Genomic DNA, 21,262 nt, shown 5'->3' with positions numbered 1-21,262 from the left:
CGTACTTGGCCGTGAACGACAGCGGTGCGGAACCCCTCCTGCGCATCCGGGGGCTCGGCAAGCGGTTCGGCGGCACGCTCGCGCTGGACTCGGTCGACCTGGACGTCCACCGGGGCAGCGTCCTCGCGCTGCTGGGCGCCAACGGCGCCGGCAAGTCCACCCTCATCAAGGTGCTCGCCCAGGTCCACCGCGCCGACGAGGGAGAGGTGACGGTGGCCGGGCACCCGCTCGGCACCCACGCCGCATCCCGCGCCATGTCCTTCATCCACCAGGACCTGGGGCTTGTCGGCTGGATGACGGTCGCGGAGAACATCGCTCTGGGCACCGGGTATCCCCGACGCCTCGGGATGATCTCGTGGCGGCGGGCGCGCGAGCGCTGCGCCGAGGCCCTGGGGATCGTCGCCGGTCACCTCGACCCGGACGCCCGGGTCGCCGACCTCGGCCGGGCCGAGCGCTCGCTGGTGGCCATCGCCCGCGCGCTCTGCGTCCGAGCCCCGCTGATCGTGCTCGACGAGCCCACCGCCGGCCTGCCCGCGGCCGACTGCGCACGCCTCTTCGACGTGCTGCACGCCCTGCGCGACCGCGGCCACGGCATCGTGTACGTCAGCCATCGGCTCGACGAGGTCTACCAGGTCGCCGACCGCTTCGCCGTGCTGCGCGACGGCCGCGTCGTGAGCCGCGGCCGCCTCGCGGACCACCCGCCGGCCCGCCTGGTGGGGGACATCGTGGGCCATGGCCCGGTGGTCCACCCACCCGCCACGGCACCCGCGCACGGACCGGTCGTGCTCAGCCTGGAGGGCGTGCGCACCGAGACCGCCGGCCCGGTCACCCTCCACCTGCGGTCCGGGGAGCTGCTGGGGCTGGTCGGGCTCACCGGCGCCGGACACATGGACCTGGGGCGTGCGCTCGCCGGCTCGGGGGCGATCACCGGCGGTCGCGTCCTCCTGGACGGCCGCCCCTACCACCCGCGGACGGTGGCCGCCGCGGTCGACGCCGGGGTCGGTTTCGTGTCCGACGACCGGCAGGAGGAGGGCTGCCTGCACGACCTGACCGTCCGCGAGAACCTCCTGGCCAACCCCCGGACGCAGGACCCGCGCGCGCCACGCTGGATCGGCCCGCGACGCGAGCGCGCCACGGCCCTGACCCTGCTCGGCTGGTACGGGGTGCGGCCCCGCGACACCGAGGCCCGTATCGACACCCTGTCCGGCGGCAACCAGCAGAAGGTCATGGTGGGCCGGTGGCTCCGGCGCGGCCGGCGCCTGCTGGTCCTGCAGGAGCCGACCGCCGGCATCGACGTCGGCGCCAAGGCGGCGATCCACCGCCTGCTCGACGAGGCGCTGGCCGGCGGGGCGGCGGTGCTGCTGTGCTCGACGGACTTCGAGGAGGTCGCCGACGTGTGCCACCGCGCCCTGGTGTTCGTCCGCGGGACGGTGACCGCCGAACTGACCGGCCCGGCCCTCACCGTCCGGGAACTGACCCGCACGGCGTCGGCCATGCCGGGCATCACCGGGACGGCGACCGAGTGATGACCGGCGCCGCCCCGCGGTCCCCACGCCGCCCGTCCCGCCCGCCCCGCCGGCGGCCGGTCCGTGGCGGCGGCCATGTCATCGGCGCGTACGGCCTGCTGTTCCTCACCGCCCTGCTGTTCCTGGTCTTCTCCCTCGCCCTGCCCGGCACGTTCCCGACGCTGGACAACGTCTCCTCCATCCTGTCCAACCAGTCGGTGCCGGCGATCCTCGCGCTCGGGGCGACGGTCCCCATCGCCACCGGCCGGTTCGACCTGTCCATCGGGTACGGGCTCGGTCTGGCCCATGTGATGGTCCTGCACCTGATGGTGGCCGACGGCTGGCCCTGGCCGGCGGCCTGCCTCGCCGTCGTCGCCGGCGGCGGGCTCGTCGGCGTCTGCAACGGGCTGCTGGTGGAGTTCGCCCGGATCGACTCCTTCATCGCCACCCTGGGCACGGGCACGGTGATGTACGGGATCACCGGCTGGATCACCGGCGGCGCCCGGATCGTCCCCGGCCCGGCGGGCCTGCCGCCCGCCTTCACCGGCCTCTACGACGCCACGTTCCTCGGCCTGCCCCTCCCCGCCTTCTACGTCCTGGCCCTGGCCGTCCTGCTCTGGCTGCTGCTGGAACGTCTGCCGCTGGGCCGGTACCTCTACGTCATCGGGTCCAACCCGCGCGCCGCCGACCTGGTCGGCATCCCCACCCGCCGCTACGGCGTCTACGCCTTCACCGCCTCCGGCCTGGTCGTGGGCCTCGCGGGAGTGCTGCTCGCGGCGCAACAACAACTCGGCAACCCCAGCGTCGGCATGGACTACCTGCTCCCCGCCTTCGTCGGCGCGCTCCTCGGCTCGACCGCCATCAGGCCGGGCCGGGCCAACGCCGCGGGAACCCTCGTCGCCGTGGCGGTGCTGGCGATCGGGCTGGCGGGCATCCAGCAGCTCGGCGCCGACTTCTGGGTGACGCCGCTGTTCGACGGCGGCACGCTGCTGCTGGCCGTCGGCCTGGCGGGCTACGCGGCGCGCCGCCGCGTACGCGCGGCCACGACGGACGGCCGCGCCGCGCCGGTGACCGACGAAGGCCCGCCGCGGACTTCCTGACATGACCGGAAGCGGGAAACTGTGCACGTGAACCGCGGGACCGCCGTCGGGACGGCCGCCCTGGCGGCCGTCGTCCTCGCCGTCGGCTGCGAACACGGCTCGCCGCGGGGTCCCGGAACCTCCGCCGAGCCGTCGACGTCCGGCTGCCCGGCGGCCTTCGCCCACGCCCAGTCGGCCGTACGCCAGGCCGAACAGCCCCGTACCGCCTGGAACGGCCCCACGACCGGCCCGAAGGCGGTGCGCGGCCGGAGCATCGCGTATGTGGCGCAGACGATGACCAACCCGGGCGTCGCCGGCACGGCGAGCGGCGCGAGGGAGGCGGCGAAGGCCATCGGCTGGAAGTTCGAGGTGATCGACGGAGGGGGCACACCGGCCGGTATCCAAGCGGCGCTGAGCCAGGCGATCGCGCTCAAGCCGTCGGGCATCGTGCTCGGCGGCTTCGACCCGAAGTCCACGGCGCAGCAGGTGTCGAAGGCGAACGCGCAGGGCATCCCGCTGATCGGCTGGCACGCGGTCGACACACCCGGCCCGAGTGCGCATCCCCGTCTCTTCACGAACATCACCACCAGGGTGGAGGACGTCGCGAGGATCACGGCGGACTGGATCATCACACGTTCCGGCGGCCGGGCGGGCACGGTGCTGTTCACCGACGACTCGATCCCGTTCGCGAAGAACAAGGCGGACTTGATCAGAAAGGAACTGTCGACCTGCGGAGGCGTCCGTCTCCTGTCCTACGAGAACATCCCGCTCCCGGACGCGAGCACCCGCGTCCCCCAGGAGGTCTCCTCGCTGGCGGCCCGCCTGGGCGACGAATGGACCTACTCGGCGGCCATCAACGACCTCTACTTCGCCGACGCCGCCCCGCCCCTGCGCGCCGCGGGCAGGAAAGGCTCGGGTCCCCCTTTCAACATCGGCGCAGGAGACGGCGACCCGTCCGCGTTCCAGCGCATCAACAGCGGGGCCTACCAGGCGGCGACGGTCCCGGAACCGCTCACGCAGCAGGGCTGGCAGATCGTGGACGAGTTCAACCGGGCGTTCGCGGGGGTGCCGGCGAGCGGGTATGTGGCTCCGGTGCATGTGGCTACGGCGCAGAACACGGGTGGGGCGACGTCGTGGGATCCGGTGGGGTATCGGGAGGCTTATCGGGGGATCTGGGGGGCGTAGTGGTCACGGGGCGGGCCGTGTCAGCCGCCAACTCGCCTGCCCCCACCTGGGCGAGCTGCGGTGGCTCCGTGTCCCCCTCGTAGGCGAGATGGAGCTCATGCTGTGCGCGGGTCGCCACGCAAGTAGCAGGTCATCCGTGGGCGGCCGCGGTGAGATCTACGGCTGGTTGGAGTCGGGGCAGATCCTGCCCTTCCTCCTGCTCAGCCGTGAGCAGGTGCTTGTCGGGTCGGCGACGAGACCGGCCCCCCTGCAGGAGGCCTCGGCCCGACACCACGCAGGCGTCAGTCCCACGCCCGCGGGCACCGCCGTTGCCGACGATGCGGGCATCGGCTCGTCTTCCAAGCCGTCCAGCCGCGCCCCCGAGGCTCGCTTTCTCGACCGACAGTGGCTCCCGCACCTTGGCCGCCTCGCGCGCAGTGAGACCTGCCAGCCGGACGACCCCTGCCGGGGATCCGCGTCGTCACATACCCCTCTGCGTCCGCGTAACTCCCCGGGAGGGCCACGACCGGAGCGAGTCGAGCGAACACATTTTCCCCACGTTTTGATGCAACCCTTTCCACATCCGGACTGTCGATGTCTGCATGCACCAACGATTTCCGGACGGGGACCCCCACTCTGGCCAGCTCATCCCGAAGCCGCCGACGTTCGACGTCACCGAGCCCGGGTCACTGCACGTGCGCCGTGAACACCTCATCCGGCACCACGCCGTCAACGGCAGCGCCCCGAAGGCGGGTCAGCGGCTCGGCCAGTACGGTTTCCGTCACCGACGCACCCTAGGCTCCGGCCGCCTAATGCCGCATATCCTGCACCCTCGACCCAACTACACGGGCTAAGCGTAGAAGTGACGCGTTGACAGCGTCAACAGACCGAAGCCCTATGAAAGATGACGCCTCTCGTGTACGGTACCCGGGACCGCACTGCGCTCTGTGACACAACATGAGCGAAGCGGCGTCGCGTGCAGGGGGCAAGTCCCTTGGAGGGGACAGCTAGATGAGCACAGAGGAGAGCCCGTGAGCCACGAACTGATCGATGGCAGGTTCCGCATCGGACAGGTCATCGGCAAGGGCAACATGGGGGAGGTTCACCGGGCCGAGGACCTCCAGGCCCTCGATGGCAGCCCCGAGCGCACGGTCGCGGTGAAGACGATCCTGCGACGCCGCACGGGCGCGCTGATCGACACGGGTGCGGACACCAAGGCGGTCGAGCGCTTCGCCCGCGAGGTCCGCATCATGCGTCGTCTCGAACACCCGAACCTGACACGGCTCATCGCCGGCGGCGTCAGCGAGGACGGTGGACTGCCGTACCTGGCGATGGAGTTCCTGGACGGCGAGACGCTGCGCGACCTCATCGAGGAGGAACGTCAGCTGCCCATCTCCTGGGTGGCCGCCGTCGGCGCGCAGATAGCCGACGGCCTCGCCACGGCACACGCCGCCGATGTGGTGCACCGCGACCTGAAGCCCGCGAACGTCATGCTGACCCGAGGCGGGACCGTGAAGGTCCTCGACTTCGGCATGGGCCGCATCGTCGACGACCCTGACGAGGCACGGCTCACCAGCACGGGTGTCAGCGTCGGCACCGCCCGCTATATGGCTCCCGAGCAGTTCCAGGCCCGGCAGGTCACCCAGGCAGCCGACCTGTACGCCCTGGGCTGTGTGCTGTACGAGATGCTCGTCGGCGTCCCGCCCTTCACCAGCGAGTCGCCGTTCGAACTCGCGCGCAAACACCTCGAGGCCGAACCGACGCCCCTCGCCGTCATCCGCAGCGAGATACCCGCCGAACTGATCCGCCTCGTCGGACGGCTGCTGGCGAAGGACCCGGCGGACCGTCCGGCCGACGCAGCCGAAGTCCGTGACGCTCTGCTCCCGTTGGCCGTGCAGGACGGGGACACGGTTCGGCTCCCTCACTGGAGCGCCCTGGACCCGACTCGGCCCCTGCGCGCGTCCGGCACCCGCACGACCGCAGCCGCGTCCGGCGCCGCCCCGCGGCCGGCCCCGGTCACCATCTCCGGCACGGCGATGGACGTGTTCGGCGTGCACCGCGCGCTCATCAAGGACTACCGCTCCTTCACCGAGGGCGGCACGGTGATCCGCGACGACCGCATCGCCGCCTTCGTGGAGAAGGACCTCGACGACAAGTCCCAGTGGCCCGACCCGTGGCTATCGCTCAACCCGTTCTTCCAGAGCGGCGGCACGGTCGCGGAACTGGTCGGCGAGAAGGTCCTGCACCCGGAGTGCGCCCGCATCTTCCAGGCGGGCAAGACGGAGGGCGGTACGGTCCCGGACGGCCGGCCGCTCACCCTGCACCAGCATCAGCGAGAGGCCATCGAGGCCGCCGACCGCGGTGCCTCGTACGTGCTGACGACCGGCACCGGTTCCGGCAAGTCGCTCTCGTATATCGTCCCGATCGTCAACCGGGTGCTGCACGAGCGCGACGCAGAAGGCCGCAAGGCTGAGAAGCGGGTGCGCGCCATCATCGTGTATCCGATGAACGCGCTCGCCAACAGCCAGCTCAAGGAACTGGAGAAGTACCTTCGGGACGGCTACGGCCCGGGCCGCGAACCGGTCACCTTCGCCCGTTACACGGGACAGGAGGACGACGAGAAGCGCAAGGAGATCCGCGACAACCCGCCGGACATCCTGCTCACCAACTACGTGATGCTGGAACTGATGCTGACCCGGCCCGCCGACCGGGCCAGCCTCATCAGGATGGCGAAGGGCCTGGAGTTCCTGGTCTTCGACGAACTGCACACCTATCGCGGCCGGCAGGGCGCCGACGTGGCCCTGCTGATCCGCCGGGTCCGCGAGGCCTGCCAGGCACCGCACGTGCAGTGCATCGGCACCTCGGCCACCATGTCGACCGAAGGCACCGTCGAGGACCAGAAGAAGGTCGTCGCCGGTGTGGCGAGCACGCTGTTCGGTACGCCCGTCAGTCCGGAGCACGTCATCGGCGAGACGCTGGTTCGCGCGACGGAGGAGGCGCCCGACGCCGTTCCCGCCGAGCGCCTGACCTCGCCGGCCTCGCCCCGCGCGTACGACGAGCTGGTGCGCGACCCGCTGGCCCGCTGGATCGAGACGCGCTTCGGCCTGGCCACGGACGAGGCGACGGGCCGGCTGGTGCGTCGGCAGCCCACGAAGATCGAGGTCGCGGCGCGTGAGCTGGCCGAGCAGTCGGGCGTCCCCAAGGACGACTGTGTGAAGGCCATCGAGGCGACCCTGGAGGCCGGTTCGCAGGCCAGGCATCCGGTCACGGACCGCCCCCTGTTCGCGTTCAGGCTGCACCAGTTCCTCTCCAAGGGCGACACCGTGTACGTCACCCTGGAGGACAAGCTCTCCCGCCACCTCACCCGCTCCTATCAGCTGGAACAGCCGGGCAGCGGCGGCAAGGTGCTGATGCCGCTCGCGTTCTGTCGGGAGTGCGGCCAGGAGTATCTGACGGTCTGGCGCACCGAGAAGGACGGCGAGGTCCGCTACGAGGCTCGCCGGGACACCTCCGCGACGGGCGGGCGCCAGGGCGACGGCTACCTCTACATCGACCACGAGCGGGCCTGGCCGTCCAGCGTCCAGTACGCCGTCGACGACCGCCGGCTGCCGGAGTCCTGGCTGGAGCTGGATGACAGGGGTCAGGAGATCGTCAAGAAGGCGTTTCGCGACCGGGTGCCGCGCACCGTGACGGTCGACCCGCTCGGCTACGAGGGCCGCGGCGAGTTGCAGGCCGCGTTCATCCCGTCGCCGTTCCTGTTCTGCCTGCACTGCGGTGTGGCGTACGAGCAGACGCGCGGCAGGGACTTCGCGAAACTGGCGACCCTGGACCAGGAGGGCCGCTCCTCCGCCACCTCGCTCATCTCGGCATCGGTGGTGCGGTCCCTGAAGTCCGTGCCGGAGGAGGCGCTGGACAAGGAGGCCCGCAAGCTCCTCACGTTCGTGGACAACCGCCAGGACGCCTCCCTCCAGGCCGGCCACTTCAACGACTTCGTGCAGATCACCCAGTTGCGCGGGGCCCTGTACCGAGCCGCCCTGGACGCGGGTGAGGACGGCCTCCACCACGAGGAACTGGCCTCCGCGGTGACGAACGCGCTCGCGATCGAGCCCGCCGACTACACGGGTGACGGCGACCTGCCGCCGTCGCTCGCCAAGGCCGCGGCCAAGACGCTGCGCGACGTGATCGCCTTCCGGCTCTACCTCGACCTGGAGCGCGGCTGGCGCATCACCATGCCCAACTTGGAGCAGACGGGTCTGCTGGAGATCGACTACGAGGACCTGCGATGGCTCGCGGACAAGCAGGACCGCTGGGATCACACCCATGCCGCGCTGCGGGACGCCGATCCGGCGCTGCGGGCGGAGATCATGAAGGCGCTGCTCAACGAGATGCGCCGCTCCCTGGCCATCGACGTGTCGTACTTCCGTGACGACTTCGACTCGTTGCAGCGGGCGAGCGAGGAGCGGCTGGTGGACCCGTGGGTGCTGTCGGCCTCCGACCGGCCGCGCGTCGGCACGGCCTATCCTCATCCGTCCCGCCCCGGTCTGGACCGGTCGGCTCTGTTCCTGTCCGCCCGCGGCAAGTTCGGCAAGTACCTGAAGCGCGCCGACACGTCGTTCAAGGCTCTCCCCCTCGAAGACCTGCAGCTCGTCATCGAGGAGCTGTTGAAGGTCCTGGCCAAGGCGGGCCTGGTGAAGGAGGTGTCGGAGGCCCCGCAGCGAGCGGGCCGCTACCGCAGGGCCAGTACACCGTCCGCGACGGGCTACCGGGTGGCCGCCCAGTCGCTGATCTGGCGTGCGGGCAAGGGCGAGACGGGCACGCACGACCCGTTGACGCGCACCTATCAGAGCGGCGACGGTCCACGGGTGAACACCTTCTTCCGCGACCTGTACAAGGAGGCGGCGAGCGCGCTGTCCGGCCTGTTCGCGCGCGAGCACACCGCGCAGGTGGCTCCGGAGGAGCGGGAGCGGCGCGAGGAGGCCTTCCGCAAGGCGGAGTTGAAGCTGCTGTACTGCTCTCCGACGATGGAGCTGGGCGTCGACATCTCCTCCCTCAACGCGGTGATGATGCGCAACGTGCCGCCCACGCCCGCGAACTACGCGCAGCGCTCCGGCCGTGCGGGCCGCAGCGGCCAGCCCGCGCTGGTGACGACGTACTGCGCGACGGGCAACAGCCACGACCAGTACTACTTCCGCCGTTCGGAGCGGATGGTGGCGGGCGCGGTGGCACCGCCGCGCCTCGACCTCGCCAACGAGGACCTGGTCCTCTCCCACCTCCAGGGCATATGGATCGCGGAGGCGGGCCTGAAGCTGGGCCGCGCGATACCCGAGGTCCTCGACGTGTCCTACCCGGACACCGGCGACCGCCCGAACCCTGCGTTGGAACTTCAGCCCGACATCCTCGCGGCCTCTCTGGACGAGAGCGCGCAACACCGCACGGTGGACGCGGCGCTGCGGGTGCTCGGGCCGCTGCTGCCCGACTTCGCCGAGACCACGTGGTGGCACGACGACTGGATCCAGGACCGGGTACGGACGGTTCCGGAGCGGTTCGACCGGGCCTTCGACCGGTGGCGGCAGCTGTTCCGCGCCGCGCTCGACGACCAGTACATCCAGAACAAGCGGCGCTTGGACTACAGCCTCACCGAGGGCGACCGCAACCGGGCCAACACCCGCCGCCGCGAGGCGGAGACGCAGCTGAACCTGCTGATGAACGAGAGCGTCGACAGCAAGTCGGTCCTGTCCGACTTCAACCCGTATCGCTATCTCGCCTCCGAGGGTTTCCTGCCCGGCTACAGCTTCCCGCGTCTGCCGCTGGCCGCGTATATCCCCACGGTCGGCCGCCGTCGCGGCGAGGGCGACTACCTCCAGCGGCCCCGCTTCCTCGCCATCCGCGAGTTCGGGCCCGGCGCGCTCATCTACCACGAGGGCGCCCGCTACCAGGTGACCCGTATCCAGCTGCCGCCGGACTCCTCCGGCGACCTGGCGACCAGCGAGGCGCGCCGCTGCGCGCACTGCGGCTACCACCACGATCCGGAGGAGCGCCAGGACCGCTGCGAGATGTGCGGGGAGCCCCTGGGCGCGGCGACCTACGGCCTGCTGCAGCTGCACACCGTGTACACCACGCGGCGGGAGCGGATCTCCTCCGACGAGGAGGAGCGGCGCCGCGCCGGCTTCCGGCTGGAGACGTCGTACCGCTTCCAGGACCACGGCACCCGCAAGGGCCGTCTCGACGCGTCGGTCTCCGACGCCTCGGGCGCGCCGATCGCCGACCTGGCGTACGGCGACTCCGCGACCGTCCGCATCACCAACATCGGCCGGGTGCGGGCCAAGCGGGACGAGCCGCCGGGCTACTGGCTCGACCTGGCCGACGGCCGCTGGATGAACGACAAGGACGCCGCCGAGGCGTCCGGCGACTCCAGCGAGCTGCCGGTGGTCGACGAGGACGGCAAGGAGCGGCGCCGCAAGAAGCGGGTCATCCCGTATGTGGAGGACCGCCGCAACATCCTCGTCGTCACCCTCGACGAACCGCTGGACGAACCGGTGGCGTTGTCCCTCATGTACGCGCTGGAGCGGGGCATCGAGGCCGCGTTCGAGCTGGAGGACGCCGAGCTGACCGGCGAACTGCTGCCGCCGGAGGACGGACCGCGGGGCCGCATCCTGTTCACGGAGGCCGCCGAGGGCGGCGCGGGTGTGCTGCGCCGCCTCCAGGCGGAGCAGGACGCCCTGGCGAAGGCGGCCCAGTACGCCCTGTCGATCTGCCACTTCGACGAGGACGGCACCGACCTGGGCGGCCCGCACCCCGACCGGCCGTGCGCGCTCGGCTGCTACGAGTGCCTGCTGACGTACGGTAACCAGCTCAACCACGCCCTCATCAACCGCCACGCGGCACGGGACCTGCTGATGCGGCTCGCCTCGGCGACGGCGCGGCGCGACCCGCGCGGCGAGTCCCGTTCGGAGCAGTACCGACGGCTGCTCGACGAGGACCCTGCCGAGCCCACGGCCGTCGAAGCGTCGGCCGCCGAACTGGCCGCGCAGGGTGACTTCCTGGGCTGGGCGAAGGCCCACGGTCTGCGCCTGCCGGACGAGAAGGACGTGTTCCTGCGCGAGGCGAACGCCGGCCCTGACTTCGTGTACCGCCTGCCGGGGGTGAAGGTCGCGGTCTTCGTCGACACCCCGGACAAGGAGCGAAACACGCTGCGGGACGAGGACGCCGAGGACCGCCTGTTCGACGCGAGCTGGGAGGTCGTCCGCTTCCCGCACGACGGCGACTGGGACGCCATCGCGGCGTCCCACGCCCGCTACTTCGGCACGCCCTCCACCAACTGATCCCCGTACCGCAAGGACTTGGCTACGTACATGGCACTCACGTACTCCGTCGGCTCTCTGGTGACGGCCCGCGGCCGCGAATGGGTGGTCCTCCCCGAGAGCGAGCCCGATCTGCTGGTGCTGCGCCCGCTGGGCGGCTCGGACGATGACATCGCCGCCGTGTTCCCGGCATTCGAAGAGGTGAAGGGCGCACAGTTCGCGCCTCCGGAGCCCGGCGACCTCGGCGACCAGCGCGCGGCGGGCCTGCTGCGTACGGCACTTCGGGTCGGCTTCCGCTCCGGCGCGGGCCCGTTCCGCTCACTGGCTGGCATCGCGGTGGAACCGCGGGCGTACCAGCTCGTACCGCTGCTGATGGCCCTCCGCCAGAAGACGGTCCGCATGCTGATCTCCGACGACGTCGGCATCGGCAAGACGATCGAGGCGGGCCTGATCGCGAGCGAACTCCTCGCGCAGGGCGAGGCGACGGGCCTGGCGGTGCTGTGTTCCCCGGCGCTGGCCGAGCAGTGGCAGCAGGAGCTGCGGACCAAGTTCGCCATCGACGCGGAGCTGGTCCTCGCCTCCACGGTGTCCCGCCTCGAACGGGGCCTGGACCTCGGCCAGTCCCTCTTCGACAAGTACCCGAACGTCGTCGTTTCCACGGACTTCATCAAGTCCACGCGCCACCGCGACGACTTCGTACGCCACTGCCCCGATCTGGTGATCGTGGACGAGGCACACACCTGTGTGGCCGCCGACGACACGTCGGCGAGCGCCCAGAACCAGCTCCGCTACGAGCTGCTGCGCCGGGTCGCGGAGGACGCCACCCGTCACCTGATCCTGGTGACGGCGACGCCGCACAGCGGCAAGGAGTCGGCGTTCCGTAATCTGCTGGGCCTGGTCAAGCCCGAACTGGCGTCCGTGGACCTGGAGACGGACGCGGGCAGGAGGGTCCTGGCCCAGCACTTCGTGGCGCGCAAGCGGGCGGACGTACGCCAGTACCTCACCAAGGAGGACGGCCTCGGCGACGACTCGCTCGCCGAGCGCACCGCGTTCCCTTCCGACCGCTATTTCAAGGACGAGACGTACAAGCTGTCGTCGGAGTACCGGGCGCTGCTGGATGACGCGATCGCCTACGCGAGTGAGCGCGTGGAGGCGGCCGACAGCCGAGGCCGACGGGAGGCGCGGATCGCCTGGTGGTCGGCGATCGCCCTGCTGCGCTCCCTGGTGTCTTCGCCCCGGGCCGCCGCGCAGACGTTGCGCACGCGCTCCGCGGCGGCGGTGGCGGCGTCGGCGGAGGAGGCCGACCGGCTCGGCGCCCCGCTGACCAGTGACGCGGCGGACAGCGACGCGCTGGAAGGCATGGACGTGGCGCCGGGCGCGGAGACGGAGGAGAACGCCGGATCGCGCCTGGCCGAACTCGCCCGGCGCGCTGGGCGGTTGGAGGGGCCGGACGGGGACCTCAAGCTCAAGGCGCTCATCAAGCACCTCAAGGCGTTGCTGGCCGACGGCCACAACCCCATCGTCTTCTGCCGCTACATCCCCACCGCCGAATACCTGGCGGAGCAGTTGGGCAACACGGACGCGGACGGCAACAAGAAGCGCGGTCCGCTCGGCGCGAAGGCCGTGGTCAAGGCGGTGACGGGCACGCTGTCCCCGCAGCAGCGCGTGGAGCGTATCGAGCAGCTGGCGGCGGAGGCGGGCGAGGACGCCGCCGCGCGCCGGGTCCTGATCGCCACGGACTGCCTGTCCGAGGGTGTGAACCTCCAGCACTACTTCGACGCCGTCGTCCACTACGACCTGGCCTGGAACCCGACCCGCCACGACCAGCGAGAGGGCCGCGTCGACCGGTACGGCCAGAAGCGGGACCAGGTCCGCGTCATCACCCTGTACGGCGAGGACAACGGCATCGACGGCAAGGTGCTGGAGGTGCTGATCAAGAAGCACCGGCAGATCAAGAAGGACCTCGGCATCTCCGTCTCCGTTCCGGACGAGATGTCCACGGGAGTGACGGACGCGATCGTCGAGTGGCTGCTGCTGCGCGGTCGGCAGGGCGAACAGGAAGCGCTCTTCGAGTCGGACGCCTTCCAGCAGAGCTTCGCGGACCTGGAGAAGGACTGGAACTCGGCCGCGGAGCGCGAGAAGGCGTCGCGGTCGCGGTTCGCGCAGCGGTCGATCCACCCGGAGGAGGTGGCCCGCGAGGTGGCGTCGATCAGGGAGGCGCTGGGCGGTGCGGGTGAGATCCACACCTTCGTACGGGAGTCGCTGGCGGCCCTGAACGCGGTGATCCGGGACAGCGGCGAGGACTTCACGGCCGAGGTCGGCGGCACGCCGGCGGGACTCCGGGATGCCCTGGCCGCGGTGGTGGGTGCGGACACGATCGAGAAGGACCGCCCGATCCCGTTCCGCACCGATCCGGCGATCGGGCGCGGCGAGGCGGCTCTGGTGCGCACCGACCCCGTGGTCGGAGCCCTCGCCGCGCACGTCCTGAACGCCGCCCTGGACACCCAGGCGGATGGCGCACGCCCGGCGCGTCGCTGCGGTGTCATCACGACGGATGCGGTGACGACGCGCACGACGCTGCTGCTGGTCCGCTACCGATTCCATTTGACCTTGCCGTCGCGGAGCGGCGAGAAGCAGCTGGTCGCGGAGGACGCGCGGCTGCTGGCCTTCCAGGGCTCCCCGAAGAACGCGGTCTGGCTGCCGCAGGAGGAGGCGGTGGCCCTGCTGGAGGCGACGGCGTCGGAGAACACGGACGCGCACTTCGGCGAGCGCACGATGACCCGCATCCTCGGACAACTGGAGGAGGTGTCGGCTCACTTGGAGGCGTACGGCGAGGAGCTGGCCACCGAACTGGACGCGTCCCACCGCCGGGTGCGCGCGGCGTCCGGTGAGATCGTCCGTGGCCTGTCCGTGACCGCGCAGAAGCCCGCCGACGTCCTCGGCGCGTACGTCTACCTGCCCGCCACCCCCGCTGATTCCGCTACTGGTTCCCCCGCTCTCGCTGGAGTGTCCGCCTGATGTCCGCCACCACCCGAAACCAGGTGTTCTCCGCCGTCCACACGGTCGGCGCGCTGCTCCCGGCCGACATGCTGGTCCGGATCTCCGAGGGCAAGGACGTGCCGGGCTCGAAGCCCGCCGACTACGGCCTGCCGTCGTCCCGTTCGGTCCGGGACGAGGCCGAGCGCAGCTGGGAGTACCTCAAGCCGCTCTGGCGCGACCTGCGCAAGCGTCTGCCGGAGGACCCGGACACGGGTCTCCCGGCCGCCGACCCGACGGGCCTCGCGGGCACCGACTGGCTGGCGCCGCTGTGGCGGGAGCTGGGCTTCGGCCGCCTGACGGCGCTCGGCACGACGGGCGTGACGGCCGACTCGGACGCGGAGAAGACGTTCCAGGTCTCGCACCGCTGGCGGCACGTGCTGATCCACCAGACGGCGTGGAACGCAAACCTGGACAAGCGGCCGGGCGGCGCGGGCACGGTGCCGCCGCAGTCGATGCTCCAGGAGTGCCTGAACCGGACGGAGGCCCACCTCTGGGGCGTCCTGACGAACGGGCGGCAGGTGCGGTTGCTGCGGGACTCCAGCGCGCTGGCCACGGCGTCGTACGTCGAGTTCGACCTTGAGGCGATCTTCGATGGGGAGCTGTTCAGCGAGTTCGTGGTGCTCTACCGGCTGCTGCACGTGTCGCGGTTCGAGGTGGCGGAGGACGCGGCGCCGTCGGCGTGCTGGCTGGAGAAGTGGCGCACGGAGGCGATCGCGTCGGGGACGCGGGCCCTGGACCAGCTCCGCAAGGGCGTGCAGACGGCGATCACGACGCTGGGCACGGGCTTCCTGAAGCACCCGGACAACCGGGAGCTGCGCGAGGAGCTGGACGTCAAGACGTTCCACTATGCGCTGCTGCGCCTGGTGTACCGGTTGCTGTTCCTGTTCGTGGCAGAGGACCGGGAGGTCCTGCTGTCGCCGTCGGCGGATGAGAGGGCCAAGGAACGGTACGCGGCGTACTTCTCGTCGGCTCGGCTGCGTCGGCACGCTCAGCGGCGCCGGGGTACGGCGCATGGGGACCTTTACCGGGCACTGCGCTTCGTGCTGTCGGGGCTCGGGAATGACGACGGCCTCCCGGAGCTGGGGCTGCCGGGCCTGGGCGGCATCTTCGACGACACGGAGGCGGACAAGGTCCTGCACGGGCTGTCGCTGTCGAACGAGCCGTTGCTGGAGGCGGTGCGGGCGCTGTCGATCGTGAGGGACACCGACTCGCGGCGGAACCGGGTGGTGGACTACCGCCACCTGGACGCCGAGGAACTGGGCTCGATCTACGAGTCCTTGCTGGAGCTGGTCCCGAAGCACAACGCGACTGAGCGCACCTTCGAGTTGGTGGAACTGGCGGGTAATGCGCGGAAGACCACCGGGTCGTACTACACGCCGTCCTCGCTGATCGAGTGCCTGCTCGACTCGGCGCTGGACCCGGTGATCGACGACGCGGTCAAGCGGGGCGAGATCCGGGCGACGCGCTCGGGCCGGCCGGACGCCGGCCCGGCGATCGTCGAGGAGCTGCTGAACCTGAAGGTGTGCGACCCGGCGTGCGGGTCCGGCCACTTCCTGGTGGCTGCGGCGCGTCGTATCGCGAAGCGGGTTGCGGCGGTACGGGAGCAGAACCCTGAGCCGACGATCGACGCGGTGCGGCATGCGTTGCATGAGGTCGTCGCGCGGTGCATCTACGGTGTGGACCTCAACCCGATGGCGGTTGAGCTGGCCAAGGTCTCGCTGTGGCTGGAGGCCCTGGAGCCGGGTAAGCCGCTGGGCTTCCTTGACGCGCATATCAAGCACGGGAACGCGCTCATCGGGGCCACTCCGGCGCTCCTAGCGGCAGGCATTCCGGACGATGCCTTCCAGCCGATCGAGGGCGATGACAAGAAGATCGCGACTGCACTGAGAAAGCGGAACGCCGCTGAACGTAGCGGTCAGCTCAGCTTCCACACCGAGGAACGCATCTGGGTACCGAATGCTACCTTCGCAGCGAGCCTGCGCGACATCACAACCGCCCAATCCGACACCCTGCGCCATGTGCGCTTGCAGTCTAACCGCTTCCGCGAGCTGGAGCAGTCCGCTGACTATCTTCGCGCCGTCCACATCGCCGACGCCTGGTGCGCGGCATTCGTCTGGCCAAAATGGCAGGGTGCTCCTACGCCAGTGACTCACGGGGTGTTCCGGGATTTGCAAAACCCAGGGGCAGGGATTCCCGTCAGTACAAACGAGGAAATTATTCGACTGGCTCAGTCGTACAAATTCTTCCACTGGCACCTGGAATTCCCCGAGATTTTCTCAGTGCCGGAGGATGGTCGTGGGGTTTCCCCGGCGACCGGATGGACGGGCGGCTTCCACTGTGTTGTGGGAAACCCACCGTGGGACAGTATTGATTTCCGCGAGCAGGAGTTCTTCGCCCAACGAGCGTCAGAGATCGCGGAAGCCACGCGTACAGCAGTGCGGAAGAAGATGATCGAAGCACTTAAGGAGTCACTGGACACACTCCCCCTGTACCAAGAGTTCGAGGCCGGTAAGCGGAAAGTGTACGCCGAAAGCCATTTCCTTCGACTGTCGGGACGGGTTCCCCTCACGGGTCAGGGGAACCTCAACACATACTCGGTTTTCACAGAGACGGATCGAATTATCCTTGAGCCGAACGGGCGGGCGGGGGTTATCGTCCCGACCGGCATCGCCACGGATGCGCGAACTCAGTTCTTCTTCAAGGACCTGGTACAGCGGGGAGCGATTGCGGCGCTGTATGACTTCGAGAACTCAGTTCCCCTCTTCCCGGCGGTGCACCGATCGTTCAAGTTCAGCATACTGTCTCTTACCGGACAGTCACTTCGGGAAACAGCAGCACGGTTCGCTTTCTTCCTGCATGACCCGGCCGAACTGGACAATGCGGAGAAGGTGTTCACGCTGACACCGGAAGAGATCGGGTTGCTCAATCCGAATACAGGGACGCTGCCGGTATTCAGATCGCGCAGGGATGCCGAAATCACGCTAGATGTATATCATCGAGTTCATGTGCTCCTTAAGGAGGGTGACGCGCACGGCAACCCGTGGGGAGTCTCATTCTCTCGCATGTTCGATATGGGACATAACTCGAATCTCTTCCACACTCGCGAGGAGTTGGAAGCCGAGAACTGGCGCCTAAGCGGCAACGCCTTCATTAAGGGCAGGGAAAGAATGCTGCCTCTCTACGAGGCCAAGATGGTCGACTTCTACAACCATCGTGCCGCTGACATCGTCAAGAGCGAGACGGCCGCGAAGCGACAGAGCCAGCCGAGCTACCTGTCTGACTCTCAACTTGCAGATCCGGAAAGGTCCGCTCAGCCAATATTCTGGGTGCACGAGCACGAGATGCCCAACGATTCGGGCTGGTACCTGGGGTTCTGCGATGTCACCAGTGCCACCAACGAGCGAACGGTAATCTCGTCCGTAATTCCTCGGGCAGCGGTGGGTCACACGTTTCCGGTCATTTACGCTGACGTGAGCCCCGAACTTCTGCTGGCGAATTTCAACGCCATCGCCTTGGATTTCTTTGCAAGACAGAAAGTAGCCGGGTTGCACCTGACGTACGGATACGTTCGCCAATTCCCTATCCTGCATCCCGCAGCACTATCAAAGCACGCACTATTCATACAGTCCCGAGTCCTGGAGCTCACTTATACAGCGCATGACATGCAGCCTTTTGCGGCTAACCTCGGTGACACTGGCACCCCTTTCCGCTGGGACGCATCTCGCCGCCACGTCATCCGGGCGGAGCTGGACGCGCTTTTCTTCCACCTCTACGGAATCTCCCGAGACGACGCCGATTACATCCTCGACACCTTCCCCATCGTCAGGCGCAAGGACGAGACCAAGTACGGCACCTACCGCACCAAGGAGCTGATCCTCGCCGAGTACGACCGCATGGCCGAGGCTGGCCTCACCCTCGACAACCCCTTGGTGGACGGCGAGAACTACACCTCCACCCTCACCCCGCCCCCCAGCCACGGCCCTCGGCACCCCGCCTGACTGCCCAGCGGTCGTCACGCTGCGCAACCCCAACCATCCCCAATTGCGAGAATCCACTTCAGGAGGCGGGCAATGGCCAACGAAATTGAGCTGATCAGTGACGGTGATGGACTGACGCTCATCGGGAATGAAACGGATATCGAACACTTCCTCATCTCGCAGGGACTGTCGCCAAAGGGTCGCGAACCGAAACGCCTCAAGTCCGTCTTCGCTACCGGGGCTGCATTCGCGCAGGCAGGGTCGGAAGCCTCCGCCAACTCCGCTCTCTGGCTGAAACTGACCAAGGAGTCCGCGCAGCGTGTCAAGGAGTTCGGGCTGATGGAAAGCAAAACGCCGGGCATCAAACATGCAATGATCGGGAATCCTGGCTCGATCGAGAAATGGCTGCAGGTCGACAAGGGAGCCGGCTCATTTCTGACCAACCCGGCGCGTCTTTCCGGTGCTGCGGGGATCATGGCACAGCTTGCGATGCAGCAGACCATGGACGAGATCACCGACTATCTCGCGAAGATCGACGAGAAGGTCGACGACGTACTCCGCGCCCAGAAAGACGCTGTGTTGTCCCGCATGGTCGGAGTGGACTTCATGATCGAGGAGGTCATGACGATCCGGGAGCATGTGGGCCGGGTCTCCGAGATTACGTGGTCGAAGGTGCAGGCCCTGCCGACGACGATCGCGGACACCCAGGTGTACGCACTGCGTCAACTCGACGCGCTGGCGGAAAAGATGGAGAGCAAGACCAAGATCGGTGATCTCGCGACAACGGCCAAGGAAGTCGAGTCCAAGGCCCGGGAGTGGCTCGCTGTTCTGGCTCGCTGCTTCCAACTGCAGGATGCGATCGGCGTGGTCGAGCTCGAACGAGTACTGGACGCGGCCCCGCATGAGCTGGACCAGCATCGCCTCGGGCTTCGGGCTGCCCGACAGAACCGGCTGAATCTCATCTCGCGAAGCACTGAGCGTCTGGTGGCCCGGATGAACGCGGCTGCCGGCATGGCCAACGCAAAGGTCCTGATGCACCCATCCCAGTCCCCGGCCGTAGTTCAGTCGAGCAACCATGTCGTGACCGGCGTCCACGACTTCCACGGGCTGCTCGGAATTGAGTCCGGTAGCCAGTCGTCGGAGGCTAGGCGATGGGTGGAGGCTGCCACAGAGGCGAGGGATAAAGCGCTCGAGACAGGAGCGAAGGGCGTCGAGGCCGCCAGGAACTTCGGCAACGAGACCCTCGACAAGGCCAACTCGGTCAAGGGCAAACTCTCCCGCGGAATAGCCGAGCGAGCGCGTCGCCGGCGCCAGGACGGGGAGGAACGCGGCGAGGCTGAGTGAGCGCCGAACGTCAGCCACGTACGCAGCCCGACCACACCTCAACGGCGAAGAACCGGTTCACGTGCCACGGTGGCATGCGCCTGCGGGCCTGCCACCGTGACGCGTCGCCTTCAGACCTCCGCCACAAAGTCCAGGAACCGCAACCAGCCGTCCCGGCCCACGGCAAAGGGCGTGCGCATCGCATCCTTGGAGTCCCGTACGTGCACGACCCGTTCGGTGACGGCTACCTCCACGCAGTCGTCCCCCTGCGTGCCGCTGTAGCTGGACTTGAACCAGGCGAGTTCGGGGTTGCTCATAGCTCTCCTCGCAGTCGCTCCAGCAGACCCCGTGAGTCTTTGGGGTGCAGGGCCTGCGACCGCAGTGTGTCATAGCACTGGCAGAGCAGGCTCACCTCTTTCGCGTCGGTGATCAGACGACCGTTCTGCTGGCCCTCCGAGTAGGCCATCCGTCGACGCTCCGGGGTTTCCAGCAAGCGCATGGGACCGTCGAGGCATGCGTGAAACTCGGCGTCCATCGGCATGACTTGAAACATCACGTTCCTGGGAGCGGTGAGTTCCAGCACGTGATCCAGCAAGCCTCGCATCACCTCCGCACCGCCAAGCCGCCGCCGTAAGACGTGCTCCTCGACGATGAAGCTGAACGGGACGTTGGGCCGCTCGGTCAGCATCCGCTGCCGCTCCAGCCGAGCGATGACCTGCGCCTCCAACTGCTGGTCGGAGAGCGGTGGAACGCTGTTGTCGAACACCGCCCGCGCATACCCCTCCGACTGCAACAACCCTGGCACCAGCCTGCACTCATACGTGCACAGACTCACCGCCACCCGCTCCAGCCGAGCCCACCGCCGGAACCAAGCCGCCAGCCCCGCCTCTCCCCTCGTCAGAAACCGAGCCGCCCTCCGCAGCGCCCCGGTGTTCCCCAGCACTTCTTCGGCCCGCTCCACGAACGACTCGTCCGGCATCCGCCGCCCCAGCTCCACCGACTCCACGGTGTGCTTCGAGAACCGCACCAGCTCGCCGAACTCGGCCCGGCTGAGCCCCGCGTTCTCCCGCAGGGCCTGGACGACCGCCCCGAACGTCCGCAAACTGTCCGACGGGTCCGGCTCCCGTTCCGCCTCGCAGACCGTCAGCTCGTCACTCGCCCCCACGCCACCGCCCGTCATACGCGGTCACCTCCGATGCCTGCCTGCATGGCCGTCGACGGCCGTTGCCGTCGTCCCCGCACTGGACAACACCCAGAGTGACCGCAGGTTTCGCGTACCGTCCACGGAATGCGCCCGTACGCTGACGCACCGTACGGGCCGCACCCCTGGATCACGCTCCCGCGCGCCCGCCACCGTGGCCCCATGAACACGACCACACCTCAGCTCCGCTCCGCCCTGCGCAACTTCGCTCAGCAGCTGTCGTCCACCCGCCGCGGAGCCCGACTCGCCCGCCTGCTCACCTACGAGCAGCTGCGCTCCTGGGAGGTGTCCCCCACGGTCACCGAGCGTGCCGAGCAGATCGTGGCCGAACTGGCCGCGAACGCCGTCCTGCACGGCCGCGTCCAAGGCCGCGACTTCCGCCTCACGATCACCCTCGACCACCCGGCCGCCGGCGTCCTCCGCATCGCCGTCACCGACGCCCGGGGCGACCAACTGCCCGCCACCTCATCGGACTTCGAGACGTCACCGGACGCCGAAATGGGCCGTGGGCTCCTGCTCGTCACCGCCCTGGCCGACCGATGGGGCACCGAGCCGTATCCACCCGGCGGCAAAACCGTATGGGTAGAGGTGGACATCACCGTCCCCGGTCGGCCACCAGCCACCGAACCGTGAACCACACCAGTCCGGCCGCCCGGTGCGCGGACGGCCGGTA

10 protein-coding genes are annotated in these 21,262 nt (G+C 69.0%); 8 read left to right on the top strand and 2 right to left on the bottom strand.

Annotated elements, in window-relative coordinates; genetic code table 11:
* The first annotated feature begins 11 nt into the window (after nt 1-11).
* The 7 genes from ACZ4SW_RS28245 to ACZ4SW_RS28215 all read left to right on the top strand — a co-directional run bounded on the left by ACZ4SW_RS28245 (nt 12) and on the right by ACZ4SW_RS28215 (nt 19,409).
* Nucleotides 12-1,526, top strand: coding sequence for a sugar ABC transporter ATP-binding protein (locus tag ACZ4SW_RS28245; protein WP_468251236.1), 1,515 nt, complete (start codon nt 12-14; stop codon nt 1,524-1,526).
* The gene (locus ACZ4SW_RS28240) at nt 1,526-2,605 is read left to right on the top strand and encodes an ABC transporter permease (RefSeq protein WP_468251234.1); all 1,080 of its coding nucleotides are present in this window, start codon (nt 1,526-1,528) and stop codon (nt 2,603-2,605) included. Before ACZ4SW_RS28245 ends, ACZ4SW_RS28240 begins: the two co-directional genes overlap by 1 nt.
* A gap of 21 nt (nt 2,606-2,626) precedes the next feature.
* Complete coding sequence (locus tag ACZ4SW_RS28235; RefSeq protein WP_468251232.1) at nt 2,627-3,769, top strand: substrate-binding domain-containing protein; 1,143 nt, start codon at nt 2,627-2,629, stop codon at nt 3,767-3,769.
* Nucleotides 3,770-4,779: 1,010 nt separating this feature from the next.
* On the top strand, nt 4,780-11,070 hold the full coding sequence (locus ACZ4SW_RS28230; RefSeq protein ID WP_468251230.1) for a protein kinase domain-containing protein: 6,291 nt from the start codon (nt 4,780-4,782) through the stop codon (nt 11,068-11,070).
* 30 nt (nt 11,071-11,100) lie between these two features.
* On the top strand, nt 11,101-14,067 hold the full coding sequence (locus tag ACZ4SW_RS28225; protein ID WP_468251228.1) for a helicase-related protein: 2,967 nt from the start codon (nt 11,101-11,103) through the stop codon (nt 14,065-14,067).
* Entirely contained in the window at nt 14,067-18,086 is a 4,020-nt protein-coding gene (locus ACZ4SW_RS28220; protein WP_468251226.1) for an Eco57I restriction-modification methylase domain-containing protein, read from the top strand. Before ACZ4SW_RS28225 ends, ACZ4SW_RS28220 begins: the two co-directional genes overlap by 1 nt.
* Nucleotides 18,087-18,158: 72 nt before the next feature.
* The gene (locus tag ACZ4SW_RS28215) at nt 18,159-19,409 is read left to right on the top strand and encodes a hypothetical protein (protein WP_468251224.1); all 1,251 of its coding nucleotides are present in this window, start codon (nt 18,159-18,161) and stop codon (nt 19,407-19,409) included.
* A gap of 110 nt (nt 19,410-19,519) precedes the next feature.
* On the opposite strand, the gene ACZ4SW_RS28210 is transcribed toward ACZ4SW_RS28215, so the two are convergent.
* Together ACZ4SW_RS28210 and ACZ4SW_RS28205 are read right to left on the bottom strand one after the other, a co-directional pair.
* On the bottom strand, nt 19,520-19,705 hold the full coding sequence (locus tag ACZ4SW_RS28210; protein WP_468251222.1) for a DUF397 domain-containing protein: 186 nt from the start codon (nt 19,703-19,705) through the stop codon (nt 19,520-19,522).
* Nucleotides 19,702-20,568: a helix-turn-helix domain-containing protein gene (locus ACZ4SW_RS28205; RefSeq protein WP_468251220.1), complete on the bottom strand. Its 867-nt coding sequence runs from the start codon at nt 20,566-20,568 to the stop codon at nt 19,702-19,704. The genes ACZ4SW_RS28210 and ACZ4SW_RS28205 overlap by 4 nt, the downstream gene beginning before the upstream one ends.
* A gap of 183 nt (nt 20,569-20,751) precedes the next feature.
* On the opposite strand from ACZ4SW_RS28205, the gene ACZ4SW_RS28200 reads away from it, so the two are divergent.
* Entirely contained in the window at nt 20,752-21,222 is a 471-nt protein-coding gene (locus tag ACZ4SW_RS28200) for an ATP-binding protein (RefSeq protein ID WP_468251218.1), read from the top strand.
* Nucleotides 21,223-21,262 lie beyond the last annotated feature (40 nt).

Source organism: Streptomyces sp. NPDC028331 (assembly GCF_055565775.1).
The sequence above is the reverse complement of the archived record's forward strand: the minus strand, read 5'-3'. Positions and strand labels throughout refer to the sequence as shown.